Source organism: Paenarthrobacter sp. NPDC089988 (assembly GCF_044748465.1).
GTDB lineage: Bacteria > Actinomycetota > Actinomycetes > Actinomycetales > Micrococcaceae > Arthrobacter.
The window spans coordinates 70,160-82,991 of sequence record NZ_JBIVGD010000018.1; the positions used below are offsets into that span (position 1 = coordinate 70,160).

Annotated in this window: 12 protein-coding genes and 1 pseudogene; 8 read left to right on the forward strand and 5 right to left on the reverse strand. The window is 63.9% G+C overall.

Going from position 1 to position 12,832, the window contains the following annotated elements; translation table 11 throughout:
- Positions 1-99: 99 nt before the first annotated feature.
- A complete protein-coding gene (locus ACIPV6_RS18975; RefSeq protein WP_400272370.1) occupies positions 100-2,157 on the reverse strand; it encodes an ALF repeat-containing protein in 2,058 nt (685 codons plus the stop codon).
- A 241-nt stretch (positions 2,158-2,398) separates the two neighbouring features.
- Between ACIPV6_RS18975 and ACIPV6_RS18980 the strand changes: the two genes are divergently transcribed.
- Positions 2,399-3,292, forward strand: a complete 894-nt coding sequence (locus ACIPV6_RS18980) for a glucose 1-dehydrogenase (RefSeq protein ID WP_400272371.1) — start codon at positions 2,399-2,401, stop codon at positions 3,290-3,292.
- 78 nt (positions 3,293-3,370) lie between these two features.
- Positions 3,371-4,630: a cation:proton antiporter gene (locus ACIPV6_RS18985; protein ID WP_400272372.1), complete on the forward strand. Its 1,260-nt coding sequence runs from the start codon at positions 3,371-3,373 to the stop codon at positions 4,628-4,630.
- A 496-nt stretch (positions 4,631-5,126) separates the two neighbouring features.
- Here ACIPV6_RS18985 and ACIPV6_RS18990 read toward each other — a convergent pair.
- Positions 5,127-5,552 (reverse strand): annotated as a pseudogene (locus tag ACIPV6_RS18990) (SDR family oxidoreductase); the annotation flags it as partial.
- A 67-nt stretch (positions 5,553-5,619) separates the two neighbouring features.
- Between ACIPV6_RS18990 and ACIPV6_RS18995 the strand changes: the two are divergent.
- The 5 genes from ACIPV6_RS18995 to ACIPV6_RS19015 all read left to right on the forward strand — a co-directional run bounded on the left by ACIPV6_RS18995 (position 5,620) and on the right by ACIPV6_RS19015 (position 10,567).
- The gene (locus tag ACIPV6_RS18995) at positions 5,620-5,952 is read left to right on the forward strand and encodes a metalloregulator ArsR/SmtB family transcription factor (protein ID WP_400272373.1); all 333 of its coding nucleotides are present in this window, start codon (positions 5,620-5,622) and stop codon (positions 5,950-5,952) included.
- Between the two features lie 416 nt (positions 5,953-6,368).
- Entirely contained in the window at positions 6,369-7,886 is a 1,518-nt protein-coding gene (locus ACIPV6_RS19000) for a purine-cytosine permease family protein (RefSeq protein ID WP_400272374.1), read from the forward strand.
- Positions 7,879-8,475: a TetR/AcrR family transcriptional regulator gene (locus ACIPV6_RS19005; protein ID WP_400272375.1), complete on the forward strand. Its 597-nt coding sequence runs from the start codon at positions 7,879-7,881 to the stop codon at positions 8,473-8,475. Before ACIPV6_RS19000 ends, ACIPV6_RS19005 begins: the two co-directional genes overlap by 8 nt.
- Positions 8,476-8,561: 86 nt before the next feature.
- Positions 8,562-9,551, forward strand: a complete 990-nt coding sequence (locus tag ACIPV6_RS19010; protein WP_400272376.1) for a nitrilase-related carbon-nitrogen hydrolase — start codon at positions 8,562-8,564, stop codon at positions 9,549-9,551.
- The gene (locus ACIPV6_RS19015; RefSeq protein ID WP_400272377.1) at positions 9,548-10,567 is read left to right on the forward strand and encodes an agmatine/peptidylarginine deiminase; all 1,020 of its coding nucleotides are present in this window, start codon (positions 9,548-9,550) and stop codon (positions 10,565-10,567) included. The genes ACIPV6_RS19010 and ACIPV6_RS19015 overlap by 4 nt, the downstream gene beginning before the upstream one ends.
- 65 nt (positions 10,568-10,632) lie before the next feature.
- Here the strand turns inward: ACIPV6_RS19015 and ACIPV6_RS19020 are convergent, their stop codons facing one another.
- The 3 genes from ACIPV6_RS19020 to ACIPV6_RS19030 form a co-directional block, all read right to left on the reverse strand.
- Positions 10,633-11,187 carry a TOPRIM nucleotidyl transferase/hydrolase domain-containing protein gene (locus ACIPV6_RS19020; protein WP_400272378.1) on the reverse strand — a complete coding sequence of 185 codons (555 nt, stop codon included), beginning with the start codon at positions 11,185-11,187 and terminating at the stop codon, positions 10,633-10,635.
- A gap of 51 nt (positions 11,188-11,238) precedes the next feature.
- Positions 11,239-11,418, reverse strand: coding sequence for a hypothetical protein (locus ACIPV6_RS19025; RefSeq protein ID WP_400272379.1), 180 nt, complete (start codon positions 11,416-11,418; stop codon positions 11,239-11,241).
- Positions 11,419-11,483: 65 nt separating this feature from the next.
- Complete coding sequence (locus tag ACIPV6_RS19030) at positions 11,484-11,720, reverse strand: hypothetical protein (RefSeq protein WP_400272380.1); 237 nt, start codon at positions 11,718-11,720, stop codon at positions 11,484-11,486.
- 619 nt (positions 11,721-12,339) lie between these two features.
- Here ACIPV6_RS19030 and ACIPV6_RS19035 point away from each other — a divergent pair.
- Positions 12,340-12,819, forward strand: a complete 480-nt coding sequence (locus ACIPV6_RS19035; RefSeq protein ID WP_400272381.1) for a DUF2306 domain-containing protein — start codon at positions 12,340-12,342, stop codon at positions 12,817-12,819.
- Positions 12,820-12,832 lie beyond the last annotated feature (13 nt).

Sequence of the window (12,832 nt, forward strand, 5' to 3'; positions counted from 1 at the left end):
TCCGCACAGTTGTGACTGTGGCCGCTTGCTTCAGCCGAGAATCCACCCTATCCCCACCATGCTCACGATCGGGAATTGGGGCTTGTCCGAACAGCGGGGCTACGCCTTCTTTGCCGGAACTTTGGCGGCCGGCGCCTTCCTGCGAAGCAGCGCTGTGATGGCGGCCGCTGCGGCGAGGACCAAACCGACGATCAGTCCAATGGTCCATCCGCCCAAAGCAGTGCTGGTGGACTGCGCGGCCTGCTCTGCAGAGGGAACCCCGGCAAGCGCCGATTCTTCCGAGGCTGCCTGCGGCGACGGGACGGTGATGGTGGGCAAGGGGTTGGCCGAGTCATCCGCCGGCGGCTGTGCGCCCGGATCGCCGAGCGGAACTGCGGAGGAACCCACCTGGGGCCACGGCATGACGATCGGGGCGGATCCACGCGAGGCGTCGAAGAACGGCGCATTCGCAGACGTGCCGGCCGGCTGGCGCGCCGCTTCCGCGGCCCGGGCGGCTTCTGCTGCGCGTGCGGCTTCTGCTTCACGCGCCGCTTCAGCAGCCTTGGCGGCCTCAGCCGCCCTCGCCGCTTCAGCCGCAACACCGGCGTCGAGCCTTGCCTTGTTGGCGAGGGCCGTCAGCTCCGCAATCATGGAGTCGACGCGCCCAATGTGCGCGGCAGTAGCCGCATCACGATTGGCGGCGGTGGATTGTCCCGCAGTTGCGAAGGCCTGCTGATCTTCCCGGCTGCCACTCAAGGCCACGTCCGCGGCAGTGCGCTCTTCCAGGCCACCGTTAGCAATGCTCTTGTACGCGAAAATGGAGTTGTCCAGCTCTGCGGCTTGAGCCCATCCGTACTCCAGGAAGTAGCGGACATCCGGGTGGCTGCCGGTTTCCAGCGCCACCTTCGCAGCCTTTTGGACGGTGGGGCCGCCGGTGCCGATGGCGTGGTAGGTGCGCTGGCGGTCGGACTCGAACTCCGAGCCGCCGGCCGCCCTGGCGTCATCCAGCCCGGCAGCAATGAACGTCTTGACCGCTTGGTCACCGCCCACCAAGGCATCCGTGGCCGCCTTCTGTACCGTCGGAGTTTCAACCAGGGAGACGTACAACGTCGCTTGACGGGACTTGGCGATGTTCTGGTCCAGGTCCGCTCCGGCCAGCGCCTTCAACAGCCCAGGGAGCTCTTTCGCAGCATTGGCAAACGCCTCACGCGCCGGTTTTTGCCGGGCGAGGACAACGCCCTCCAACACAGCCCTTTTGTTGGCCTGGGAGACGAGAACTGTCCTGTCCGCCCCCAGCCTCGTCTGGTCTTCGGTCCTCGCGGCGGCAGCGATGGTTGTGGCCTGCCCGACGGCGGCTTCCGCCCTGTCAGCCACAGCTGCGGTTCCAGTTGGGTTGCCTGAAACGTCGGCCTTGACCTGCTCCAGAACCTTCGCCACAGAGGCTGCCTCCGCATCGCGGTCGGCGGCCACATGCTGGCCGTAGCGCAGGAAATCCGCCAGCGCAGCCGGCTCATAAGTATCGAGGGCCGCCTGCGCTCCGAGGGTGACGCTGGGCGAAGAGGAATCCGTCAACCAAGTGACTTCCACGCGGTCGTTGGTGGCCGCGACCTTTTTCCAGCCGTTGAGCACGAATTCCTCCACAGCGTCCTCGGACGTGTCCAGGCTGGTGCGGGCAGCCTGCTGCACGCTCGCCACTCCGTAGTCGAGGAAGTTCGTGGCCGTTATCCGCAAGTCCGCCTGCCAGGCGCGCTCCCACCCTGTGGCCAGGAAAGCGTCAATCTTTGCGGGATCGCCCGTGGCCAGCATCTTCGAGGCGGACGAACGCACGTGCTCCGTGCCGCTCTGCGACAATTCGGTCACCAGTTGCTTCCGGTCAGTTGCCAGCGGCCCGTCCTGTCCGCCGTCGATGAAGGCCTGCACGGCACCGGTGCCAGCCGTCAGCGCCACGCCTGCAGCCTTCCGCGTGGCCGGCCCGCCGCTGGTCCAGAGTTCCAGGACATCGGCCGCATCAGCAGCCCGGCCAATGTAGGGCAAGGGCTCCTGCGAGGCATCCGGTACGTCGAAGACAGGAGCGTCGTAAGCCTGCGCCGGAGCTGCGAAGAGGAGCGAGGCGCCAACTCCGGCGGCAAGAATGGCAGCAGAAACGCGGCGCCGGGTACGGCGGAGTACAGAGCTCAAGAGTCCCCCAATAAAGATGCGAAGACAGGGTCCGAAGGTTTCCGTAGGCGACGCTGGAAGCGAGGGATGCCTACCGGTACAACCACCTGTCCGCGGCTATCTTATCCGACTGCAGGCACCGCCCGGACCACGCCTCACTTGCGACTCCAAACCATCATGCCTAGGCTAAAACAGTAAGCTTACTTACTAATGAGCATGCGAAACCGCCAGTGTTCCACGCCTACTCTCCAGGAGGATCACCATGACCGATCAGTACACGTTCCGAAACCCGGTCACTGCCTACGAGCACATTTCCCCACCCAAGCAGCACCAGCCAGAGCCAGGCCTGGATGCGGAGCTGACCCCGAAAGCGGATCTTGGCGAGGACACGTACCGCGGAACCGGGCGTTTGGAGGGCCGCAAGGCCATCGTCACGGGAGCAGACTCAGGCATCGGTGCAGCAACTGCCATCGCGTTCGCCCGTGAGGGTGCCGACGTCGTCCTTTCCTACCTGCCCCAGGAAGAAGAAGACGCCGACCGCATTGCCCGCATCATCGAAGCCGCAGGCCGCAAGGCCGTCAAGGTTCCCGGCGACCTCAAAGACGCCGAAGCCTGCCGCAACGTTGTGGACACCGCAGTGGATTCCCTGGGCGGGATCGACATCCTGGTCAACAACGCCGGCAAGCAAGTGGCACAGGAAGAACTGGAAGAAATCACTGACGAGCAGTTCGACCACACCATTAAGACCAACGTCTACGCCATGTTCTGGCTGACCAAGGCTGCCCTCCCCCACCTGCCGGCAGGTTCCACGATCATCAACACCACGTCCATCCAGGCCTACAACCCCTCGCCAACGTTGGTGGATTACGCCACTACCAAGGCCAGCATCAACAACTTCACCAAGGGCCTGGCCCAGCAACTCGCACCGAAGGGAATCCGGGTGAACGCCGTGGCTCCCGGGCCCATTTGGACCCCACTCCAGGTCAGCAGCGGCCAGCCGAAGGAAGCCTTGCCGGAGTTCGGTAAGGACACACCCCTGGGCAGGGCCGGGCAACCGGCCGAGCTGGCACCGGCGTACGTCTTCCTCGCATCGCCGGAATCCAGCTATGTGGTTGGGGAAACGCTGAATGTGAACGGCGGCAGCCCCACGCCATAGCAAGACGTACGACGACGGGACTCACCACCAGCGGTGAGTCCCGTCGTCGTGCGGTGTCCTTTAAGGCGCCCGGGTTTTATGGCGTCCTCGCGAGCCGTGGCTGTAGCTTTGGATTACTCTTCCTTCAATGCGGTGGAGGTACCGCTGATGCAAGGCTTATCAACGTCACTGGTGGTCATTGCCTTGCTCGCTGTCGCCGCACCACTGGCCGTCCGTTCACTGGACCGGGTGGTGAAGGTTCCGCTGGTAGTGTTCGAGATTGTGCTGGGCATCCTCCTGGGTCCCAGCGTGCTCGGCTGGGTCCAATCTGTTCAATTCACCGACACGCTGGCCGATTTTGGACTGGCCATGCTGTTCTTCGTCGCGGGCAACGAAATCGACTTTGCCCCGATCCGCGGCCGGCCGGCGTCTCGCGCCGGACTCGGCTGGCTGATCTCCCTGGCCGCAGGCATAGGGGCCGGCCTACTGCTGGGACCGAGCGTGGAAGCAGCAGTGATTATCGGCGTCGCACTCTGCTCAACCGCGCTTGGAACGCTGCTGCCGATCCTTCGGGACGCAGGCCAGTCCCGCACGCCCGCTGGCATCGCGGTGACCGCCCTCGGAGCAATCGGGGAATTTGGTCCGCTGGTGGCAATCTCACTCTTCCTCAGCGGCAAGCAACTGGGGCCGGCCACTGGCGTGCTGCTCGGTTTCGTGGTCCTCACCGGCTTGGCCGTCTTCCTCGCATCCCGCTCAAGGCACCGGTTCCTGCACGCCCAAGTGACCCGGACCCTGCACACCAGCAGTCAATTTGCCGTGCGCTCCATCATGTTCATCCTGACCGTACTGGTGGTCCTGAGCATGACCCTTGGACTGGACATGCTGCTGGGTGCGTTCGCGGCAGGCATCCTCTGGAAGGTGGTCATCGCCCGCGCGCCGGAGCAGGACCGCCTAGTCATCGAGGCCAAAGTCGACGCCATCGCCTTCGGTTTCCTGGTACCGATCTTCTTCATTGACACCGGCATCGATTTCGATCTCGGCGCCCTGACTGCCAGCCCGCTGGCTCTTGCCCTGGTTCCCCTTCTCCTCTTGCTTCTCCTCGTCATCCGCGGCCTGCCGTCCATGCTCGCCGCACCCAAGGGCTCCACCTTTGCGGAGAAACGGGCTGTTGCCCTGTTCGGCGCAACCGGATTGCCCATCATCGTGGCCGTGACCGGGATTGGGCAGGATACGGGGATCATCCCCAACGGCATAGCGTCGGCCTTGGTGGGCGCCGGGATGCTTTCAGTGCTGCTGTTTCCGATGCTGGCCCTGCGGCAGCGTGGGCGGAAAGCCACGCGGATCCAGGAACCAGCGTGAGTTGTTCGCGGAGCGCTCCCCGCCCCTTCGCGTTCCACCAGCTCGCAAGGCGCAGATCACTGAGCCCGAACTTCCCTTCCGGGAGGGCAGCCCTGATGCTGACTTCGGTAAACGGGAGCTTCGGCTTGAGGTCCTGCGGAATCTCGGAGGCGTAGGGCGCGGGCTCACTCACTCCTTCGTCGAGCATCCGGGCTTGCGCCTTGGCCACGAGGGGAACAACCATCAGCCATTCCGTGAGCTGTGCCAAGGCCCGGATGGTCCACACGGGTACCGGCACGAACAATGGTCGACGACCTGCAACCCTGGCAATCCGTCGCATGGCAGTCCCCAGCTTGAGTTCTTCGCCGCCCAGCAAAGCTACCGTGGCGTCCGGCAGCCGACCCTGGAGGGCCGCGATCAGAACAGTCACCGCCTCCTGTACCGGCACCGGCCTGACCGTCCGCTCACGGAAACCCACGGTCGCGAAGATTGGCCAGGTCCGCACCGCCTTGGTGACATGATCAACCATGTGATCTCCCTGCCCGTAGATCATGCCCGCCTTGATGATCGTGTAGTCCAGTCCGGACGCGCGGACCAGTTCCTCGGCCGCCCACTTCGTTTCGTGATAGCCGGAACCGCAGTCCGGTCTGGCCCGTAGGAAGCTGAGCATAACGATCCGCTTCACACCGGCGCGCTGTGCTGCCTCGAGCACTGCCTTAGTGCCGTCCACATGCACCTTCTCAAAGCTTTGACGCCCGATTTCGCGGTTGATGCCCGCACAGTGCGCCACGGCATCAACCCCCTCGAACGCCGCAGCCAGGGCCTCCACGTCATCGACGGCCACGCCGGTTCTCCGTGAAACAACCACGGTATCGGGACTGGCCAGACGCTCGACCAAATGACGTCCCACGAATCCGGTCCCGCCCGTAACAGCTATCCGCATGCTTTCACTCCTTCGCTTATTAGCAATGAAGCTAAACTGTATATAGCTAATGTGCTATATTGCAAACATGGCAGATGCAGCGTCCGATATCTTTGCCGCCTTGGCGCACCCCACCAGGCGGCAAATCCTGCAGGATCTCAAGGATGGCGAACTGGCCGCCGGGGAGATCGCCTCCCGCTTCAACGCAACCGGCCCCACCATCTCCCGCCACCTCAGTGTGCTGCGCCAAGCCGGCCTCGTTACCGAGCGCCGGGATGCCAACCGCATCCTCTACTCGCTGGTCGGCGAGCGCCTCGCACTCTCGGTCGGCGACTTCCTCTCGACGGTTTGCCCGGAACAAATCGTTCTCCGCGAAATCCGAAAGCGCCCCACCAAGCCAACAAAGGAAGCCCGCGCCTAATCATGAGGCCCGAGGGCGCACCCACTCCCGCCCCACGCACCACCAAAGCCCACCCAGCACCCCCACTCCCGCCCTGCGCACCTGAGCATGAGGCCCACGGGCGCACACACTCCCGCCCTGCGGGAACCCACCCAGCGCACCCACTCCCGCCCTGCGCATCCACTCCCGCCCCACGAGAACCCACCCAGCGCACCCACTCCCGCCCCGGGCACCACAAAAGCCCACCCAGCGCACCCACTCCCGCCCTGCGCACCCGTGAGAAACGTGGCGCAAGGCGTCAGTGGGTGCGACGTATTCATGATTGCCGCCACTCCCCTTCAAACTTGAGCACCTTAGACACTCTTGACTGAAATTTCAGTCAGAATCTATAGTGGATACACCGCATCAACGTGATGTAGTTCACGAAAGGCTCTGACATGTTCAGCACGCGCTTCCGCAAAGACGCGGATCCCGTCGCTGCCGAGTCCTCTCCCAAGGACAGCTTCGGCCGCATCGAATCAGTCGGCATCGAGTACATCCCCGACGAACAACGCACTTCCCGCCCACGTAATCTGTTCTCCGTCTTCTTCGGCGGAAACTTTGCTTTCTCGGTCATCGTTTTCGGCTGGCTTCCCATAACCTTCGGGCTCGATTTTCTGGGTGCCGCAACAGCTAGTCTCACCGGGCTTCTCATCGGAACCATCCTCATTGCCCCCATGGCACTCCTCGGCCCCCGGACCGGCACCAACAACACCGTTTCCAGCGCCGCACACTTCGGCACGCGGGGAAGGTTGATCGGTTCCGGACTGACCCTCCTCTTCGCCCTGGCCTATGCAGCCATTGCCGTTTGGACCTCCGGGGACGCGCTCGTGGCAGCTGCCCAACGGCTCCTGGGCATACCCCTCGACAGCACAACGCTTGCCATCGGTTACGCGATCATCTCCGTCGAGATCGTGCTGGTAGCACTCTTCGGCCACGGAACGGTGGTCGCCATGCAGAAATTCGTAGCGCCGGTGGTCGGGCTTCTCCTCATTGCAGGGGTCGTGGCCTTCGCCCCCACGTTCAGCCCCACAACCGTGCATGGCGACTACCTCCTGGGCGACTTCTGGCCCACGTGGATTCTGTCCGTGGTGATTTCCATTGGCGGTCCGCTGTCCTATGCGCCCACTTTGGGTGATTACAGCCGGCGGATATCCCGCAAAGCCCACTCGGATCGCGCCGTCCTCGCCGCAACCTGCTCGGGAGTATTCCTGGGTCTGTTTGTCACAGCGCTCTTCGGCGCTTTCACCGCCTCCGCCATTCCTGAACTGGGCGGCTCGTACGTCGCGGATCTGGTGCAAGCTTCCCCCATTTGGTACCTGCTGCCCATCCTGGTCATTGCATTGGCGGGCGGGCTGGGCCAAGGAGTCCTGAATCTCTACGCGAGTGGCCTCGACCTTGAAGCCCTCTTTCCACGGCTCCGCAGGATCCACACCACGCTCATCACCTCGGCAGCCGCCGTCGGGCTTCTTTACCTCGGCGTCTTCGTGTTCAACGCCGTCGACTCCATCACGGCGATGACACTGGTGCTCAACGGCTTCGCCGGTCCCTGGGTGGCTATCAACGTTCTCGGGTTCCTTGTTGCCCGAAAGGGAAAGTACAGTCCCGCAGACCTCCAATTGTTCCGGGCGAACGGTCCGTCAGGACGCTATTGGTTCACCAGGGGCTGGAACCTGAGGGCAGTCATTCCGTGGGCTCTCGGCTCTGTGTTTGGCCTCCTCGCCACGGACACCTCCCTCTACACCGGTCCCCTCTCCCACTTGGGAGGTGGCGTGGACCTGAGTTTCGTGGGATCCACGGTGATCGGATCGCTGGGATACCTGGCAGCCTTGCGCCTCTGGCCCGAGGCCCCGGCTGTCCAAGAGGGCACGGCAACGGAGCGGGGTGAGCACGTATTACTGTCAAACCATGACTGACAAACTAGCCAAGATCCTCACCGCCGCTACCACCTGCATTGCCAGGAGCGGCGTGCGGGGACTGCGAGTCAACGATGTTGCCAAGGAAGCCGGCGTCTCCTCCGGGCTGCTGTACTACCACTTCACGGACAGGGCCGGCCTGCTCGCCGCTACCCTCGAGCACATCAACAAGCAGGTCAGCAAGGACGACGCACCGTCGGCGAAGGCCAGCCAGGACAGCGGCAAGCACCTCAGGCATCTCCTCCTGGACGAAATCAAGGACGACGCCGACGTCCGCCGCAACTCGGTGGCGTGGAACGAACTCCGGGCCTGTTCCATCTTCGAACCTGAACTGACCGAGCCCCTCTCCCGCACTACGTCCGAATGGAACCGCGAGATCGCCGGGGCCATCCAGGCCGTCCACCCAGGCACCAGCAACCAGGAAGCAGCCGTCACGGCAGAAATCCTCACCAGCCTGGTGGAGGGGATCTCGGGACGCTGGCTCAGCGGCTTCATCACCACGGAACACGCACGTTCCCTGGTTTCCGGCGCCATCGACTCGCTGACTGCTCCCCTGCCCAAGGTTCCCGTAAAGGACCTTGGCTCATGAACAACCCCAAGCACCACAACCACGTACCGGGTTCCTCAAGAAACCCCCGAGACAAGGACCCCTAGGTCCAGTCAGGACGATCCACCATGGACATCATCAGCAACACCACGCCCCCAGAGTCGTTCGCCCGAAGCCGCGAAACCAGCCGCCAGCCCCTCCGCGTCGCGCTTGTCCAGCACCGCTGGCGGGACGACGCCGCCGAAGTCCGGTCAGTGTTGACCGAGGCAATCGGCAAGGCAGCCGCAGCGGGCGCCACGTCCGTTTTCCTGCCGGAGCTGACACTCTCCAAGTACCCGGCCAACGTCCGCGCGGGAGCAAACCCAGCGCAGGACGCCGAGGACCTCCTCACCGGCCCAACGTTCGATTTCGCGGCTGGTGCGGCCAGCAAACATGGCGTCACTGTCCACGCCTCCCTCTACGAACGCGCCGACGGCGACGACGGGCTGGGCTTCAACACCGCCATCCTCGTCTCCCCCACCGGTGAGCTGCTCGCGCGGACACGCAAGACGCACATCCCCATCAGCGCCGGCTACTACGAGGACACCTACTTCCGGGCCGGACCCGCCGAGGACGCCTACCCGGTGTACCGTCCATCGGAACTGGACAATGCCGCCGTCGGGCTTCCTACCTGCTGGGACGAATGGTTCCCCGAAGTTGCGCGGCTCTATTCCCTTGCCGGCGCCGAGATCCTGGTGTACCCCACCGCCATCGGTTCCGAGCCGACGTTCCCGGGCTTTGACCACCAACCGCTGTGGCAGCATGTGATCACCGGCCACGGCATCACCAACGGCACCTTCATGGTGGTCCCCAACCGCACAGGCGACGAGGGGGACATCACGTTCTACGGGTCCTCGTTCATTTCGGACCCCTACGGGCGGGTCCTGGTACAGGCACCGCGGGACACGGAGGCTGTGCTCATTGCCGATCTGGACCTCGACCAGCGCAAGGATTGGCTGGACCTGTTCCCCTTCCTGACCACACGCAGGCCTGACACCTATGCGGAACTCACGCGGGAAGTGGACGTCGAACGCCCGTACGGCGCCGAGACCGGTGCGCAGAACGCGGCACGGCCATGACCTGGCGCATGCCCAGCGAGACGGCTCCACAGGAGCGCGTTTGGATGGCGTTCCCGCCTGAACGCTCTTCGATCGGGCACACGGACCAGGAAACCCACGAGGCACGGACGGCTTGGGCTGCGGTGGCCCACGCCGTGTTGCGGTTCGAACCGGTCACCATGCTCGTCGATACGCCGGACATGGAGGTGGCACGCCGCTACCTGTCCGCTGATATCGACTTGGTGGCGGCGCCCCTTGATGACGCCTGGATGCGGGACATCGGGCCGACTTTCGTGATTGACGACGGCGGCCGGCTAGGTGGCGTGGATTGGGTCTTCAACGGGTGGGGCCAGCAGGATTGGGCCACGTGGGGCAAGGACTCCGCCGTCGGGGCCGAAGTAGTGCGGCTGGCCGGCGCAGGCCTGGTGGACAGTACCTTGGTGAACGAGGGCGGCGGAATACAGGTGGACGGACTGGGCACGGTCTTGGTCACTGAGACCGTGCAGCTGGACAAATACCGGAACCCGGAGCTGAGCAAGGCTGATGTCGAGGCCGAACTGGCCCGCACCATAGGTGCCACCCACGTCATCTGGCTACCGCGCGGCCTGACCCGGGACTCGGAGGCGTTGGGAACCCGCGGCCACGTGGATATCGTCGCAGCCATCCCCTCCCCTGGCGTGTTGCTGGTCCACTCCCAGCGCAATCCCGACCATCCGGACTTCCAGATCACGGCGGACATCATTTCGCTGCTGGCCGGAACGCACGATGCCGCAGGGCGCTCCTGGGACATCGTCGAGGTGCCCGCCCCTGAGATACTGCGCGACGAGGAAGGGTGGGTGGATTACAGCTACATCAACCACCTGGTGGTCAACGGCGGCGTCATCGCCTGCAGCTTCGACGATCCCGCGGATGCCGAGGCCAAGAGGATCCTGGAGCAGGCCTACCCCGGCCGCGAGGTGGTCGTGGTGGACGCGCGCCCCATTTTCGCGCGGGGCGGCGGAATCCACTGCATCACCCAGCACCAGCCCGCTGTGTAGGCGCGTTCTGGCTTAAGGCTCGACGGCGGCACCTCCTTGGGTGCCGCCGTTCAGTCGGGTGCCGCCTAGTGCCCGGAAGCGAACGACGCGACGAGAAGCCGCAGCGGCAGTGGCGCTTCGCCGTCGGGCAATGCTTCAACCAATAAACCCGCATACCGGATTTTGTTGCCGCTGCGGCCGCCGAAGAACCTCCTCAGCTGCGCCGCGACCGGTCGGTCCCGTAACGAGGGCTGGCGTTGCAGGAGCCGGAACGAGGCAAGCTCGCCCTGTTGGTCAATGACATCCAGCACGCCCTCCGTCCCCAGTGCCCGGATCAGCTCGTCCTCGAGGTCCTCGTGGCAAACAAAGAAGCCCAACTCATTCATGGAACCTGGCCCAATACCCACCCGGCCGAGTGCCCGGGCAATTCCGGGAGACTCGCCGGCGTCGCACAAGCCCAGCAAGCGGTGGTTCGCACCGGCGGGCCCATATTGGTCGAGAAAGTGGATAATGCTGGTGGCGCCGCCCATGGACACCACCTCTACTCCTTCAGCAGCCAAGTCATGTCCCAGCCGGGCAGCCAGCACCTCCACGGCCACCTTGTCGCTCTCCCCTTCGACCAACACCGTTGTTTCCCGCATATGGCCAGTATGTAGGACCAGGCTGCTGCATGCAGTGCTGAGAGTTGCCCGCTATTCCCAGGCGGCAACCACTACCAGTTCGGAGTTGCCGGCGAGGTGGGTGCCTTTATGGCCTGCGTCCAGGTTGCAGAATGCCGTGAAGCCCAAGTGTTCTGTCTCTGCCGGGCAAGCGTCGTCGTTGATACCCAACAACTCGGTGGGCAAATTGTCCCCAACTTTGAATGTACCCATCCCAGATCCCCCATATCTTTGTGATGTTTGGTTGAGTCTAGCCTGCGGGCGTCTCCGAGTACCCGTCAGTGCGTGCTTGAGCCAAGCGGGCGCCCCTGCTCATCAAAGGGAGACCCGTCCTCGGTCATCAGGAAGTCCTCGATGACCTTGCCGGATGCGGTGTCAATGATAACCACCGAGTTTGCCGGCCATGCGGGGTCCGGCACCACCGCGTAGTCCACGTCATCTAACGTCGTCACTTTGCCGGCCTCGTTCCTCGTCCGGTTGAAGGCGTCGACGATCTTTCCAGTGCGGGTGTTCACTGCGACGGTCTCCCGCGGCAATCCCTCGGCAGATCCTGAGACGGGCGTTGCATTCCACCAGCCCTCGTATCCACCAGCGATGATGGCCCGGCCTTTCCCGATTCACCGTCGGCCCGTGTCATTTGCCCCACCACCGTAGATCCAATCGCCGCAACGGCGACTGCGCTGATCAATCCAAGAACCGGTTTCATGTTTTTCCCCCTTTTCTGGCGCGACAGCAGAAGACCGGCGCGGTGTACAACGTCTGCAAATCTGGCCCGCGCGGATGAGCTCAGGGCACCTATCAACAAAGACGAGGTTGAGATGCCGTGTTCCGGCCCGTCTCTGAGGTCGGCACGCCATTGTTCCGCACGCACGGCCCGCGAATGTTTCGAAGCGACCAGAAGGCACATTCGGAGCACTGCTTCCCGGGCTCGTGACCGCAGCACCTAGCACGCCCCCATTGCCGACTTGGGGTGCGGAATCGTCGTCCACTCCCCCACTTGGATCTCCCGAGCAAGGCCGGCCAAGTCAACAAAATGCTGTGCCATGTGTTGGTGTACCTCAAGATGAGGGCCCGCCCGCGGTTTCATCAAGAGGCGCCGCCATTTTCGGCTCAAGCACTCGCTAGGCTGGCGCTATGCCATCACCGTGGACTTTCCTGATCGCCCTGCATGCCATCGCTGCGGGCTACGCCTTGATCTTCGGCGCCGTAAATCTGCTTCGCCGCAACAAAGGCAGCGCGGCGCATAAGGTCCTGGGCCGAATCTGGGCGGCGGCCATGTACGTCGTGGTCCTGACTTCGTTCGGGATCCGGACGATCGACGGCGGGTTCAACTGGCTCCACGCATTGTCCGTACTGACATTCTGCACGCTGACCATCGGCCTGTGGTCGGTGGGCAAACGTAACATCCGCGCGCACCAGCGGTTCATGACGGGCAGTTACTTCGGGCTGGTCGGCGCCTTCATCGGCGTCGTTGCAGTGCCTGAGCGGCGGCTCCCCCAAATGGCCATCCACGACCTCCCTGGTCTCATCTTGTGGGCAGCTGCTCTCGCGCTCACCGCCGGGGTGACTGTTGCCGGGCTGCTGCAACTGCGCGTTAAAAGCATCGACCGGTAGGCAAACCCTCCGC

Bases quoted from the DNA above. Each gene is read 5' to 3' on its own strand.
- ACIPV6_RS19005 (WP_400272375.1), top strand. From the start codon at position 7,879: ATGACTGACAAACTAGCCAAGATCCTCACCGCCGCTACCACCTGCATT.
- ACIPV6_RS19015 (WP_400272377.1), top strand. From the start codon at position 9,548: ATGACCTGGCGCATGCCCAGCGAGACGGCTCCACAGGAGCGCGTTTGG.
- ACIPV6_RS19000 (WP_400272374.1), top strand. From the start codon at position 6,369: ATGTTCAGCACGCGCTTCCGCAAAGACGCGGATCCCGTCGCTGCCGAG.
- ACIPV6_RS18995 (WP_400272373.1), top strand. From the start codon at position 5,620: ATGGCAGATGCAGCGTCCGATATCTTTGCCGCCTTGGCGCACCCCACC.
- ACIPV6_RS19035 (WP_400272381.1), top strand. From the start codon at position 12,340: ATGCCATCACCGTGGACTTTCCTGATCGCCCTGCATGCCATCGCTGCG.
- ACIPV6_RS18985 (WP_400272372.1), top strand. From the start codon at position 3,371: ATGGCGTCCTCGCGAGCCGTGGCTGTAGCTTTGGATTACTCTTCCTTC.
- ACIPV6_RS19025 (WP_400272379.1), bottom strand. From the start codon at position 11,418: ATGGGTACATTCAAAGTTGGGGACAATTTGCCCACCGAGTTGTTGGGT.
- ACIPV6_RS19020 (WP_400272378.1), bottom strand. From the start codon at position 11,187: ATGCGGGAAACAACGGTGTTGGTCGAAGGGGAGAGCGACAAGGTGGCC.
- ACIPV6_RS19010 (WP_400272376.1), top strand. From the start codon at position 8,562: ATGGACATCATCAGCAACACCACGCCCCCAGAGTCGTTCGCCCGAAGC.
- ACIPV6_RS18980 (WP_400272371.1), top strand. From the start codon at position 2,399: ATGACCGATCAGTACACGTTCCGAAACCCGGTCACTGCCTACGAGCAC.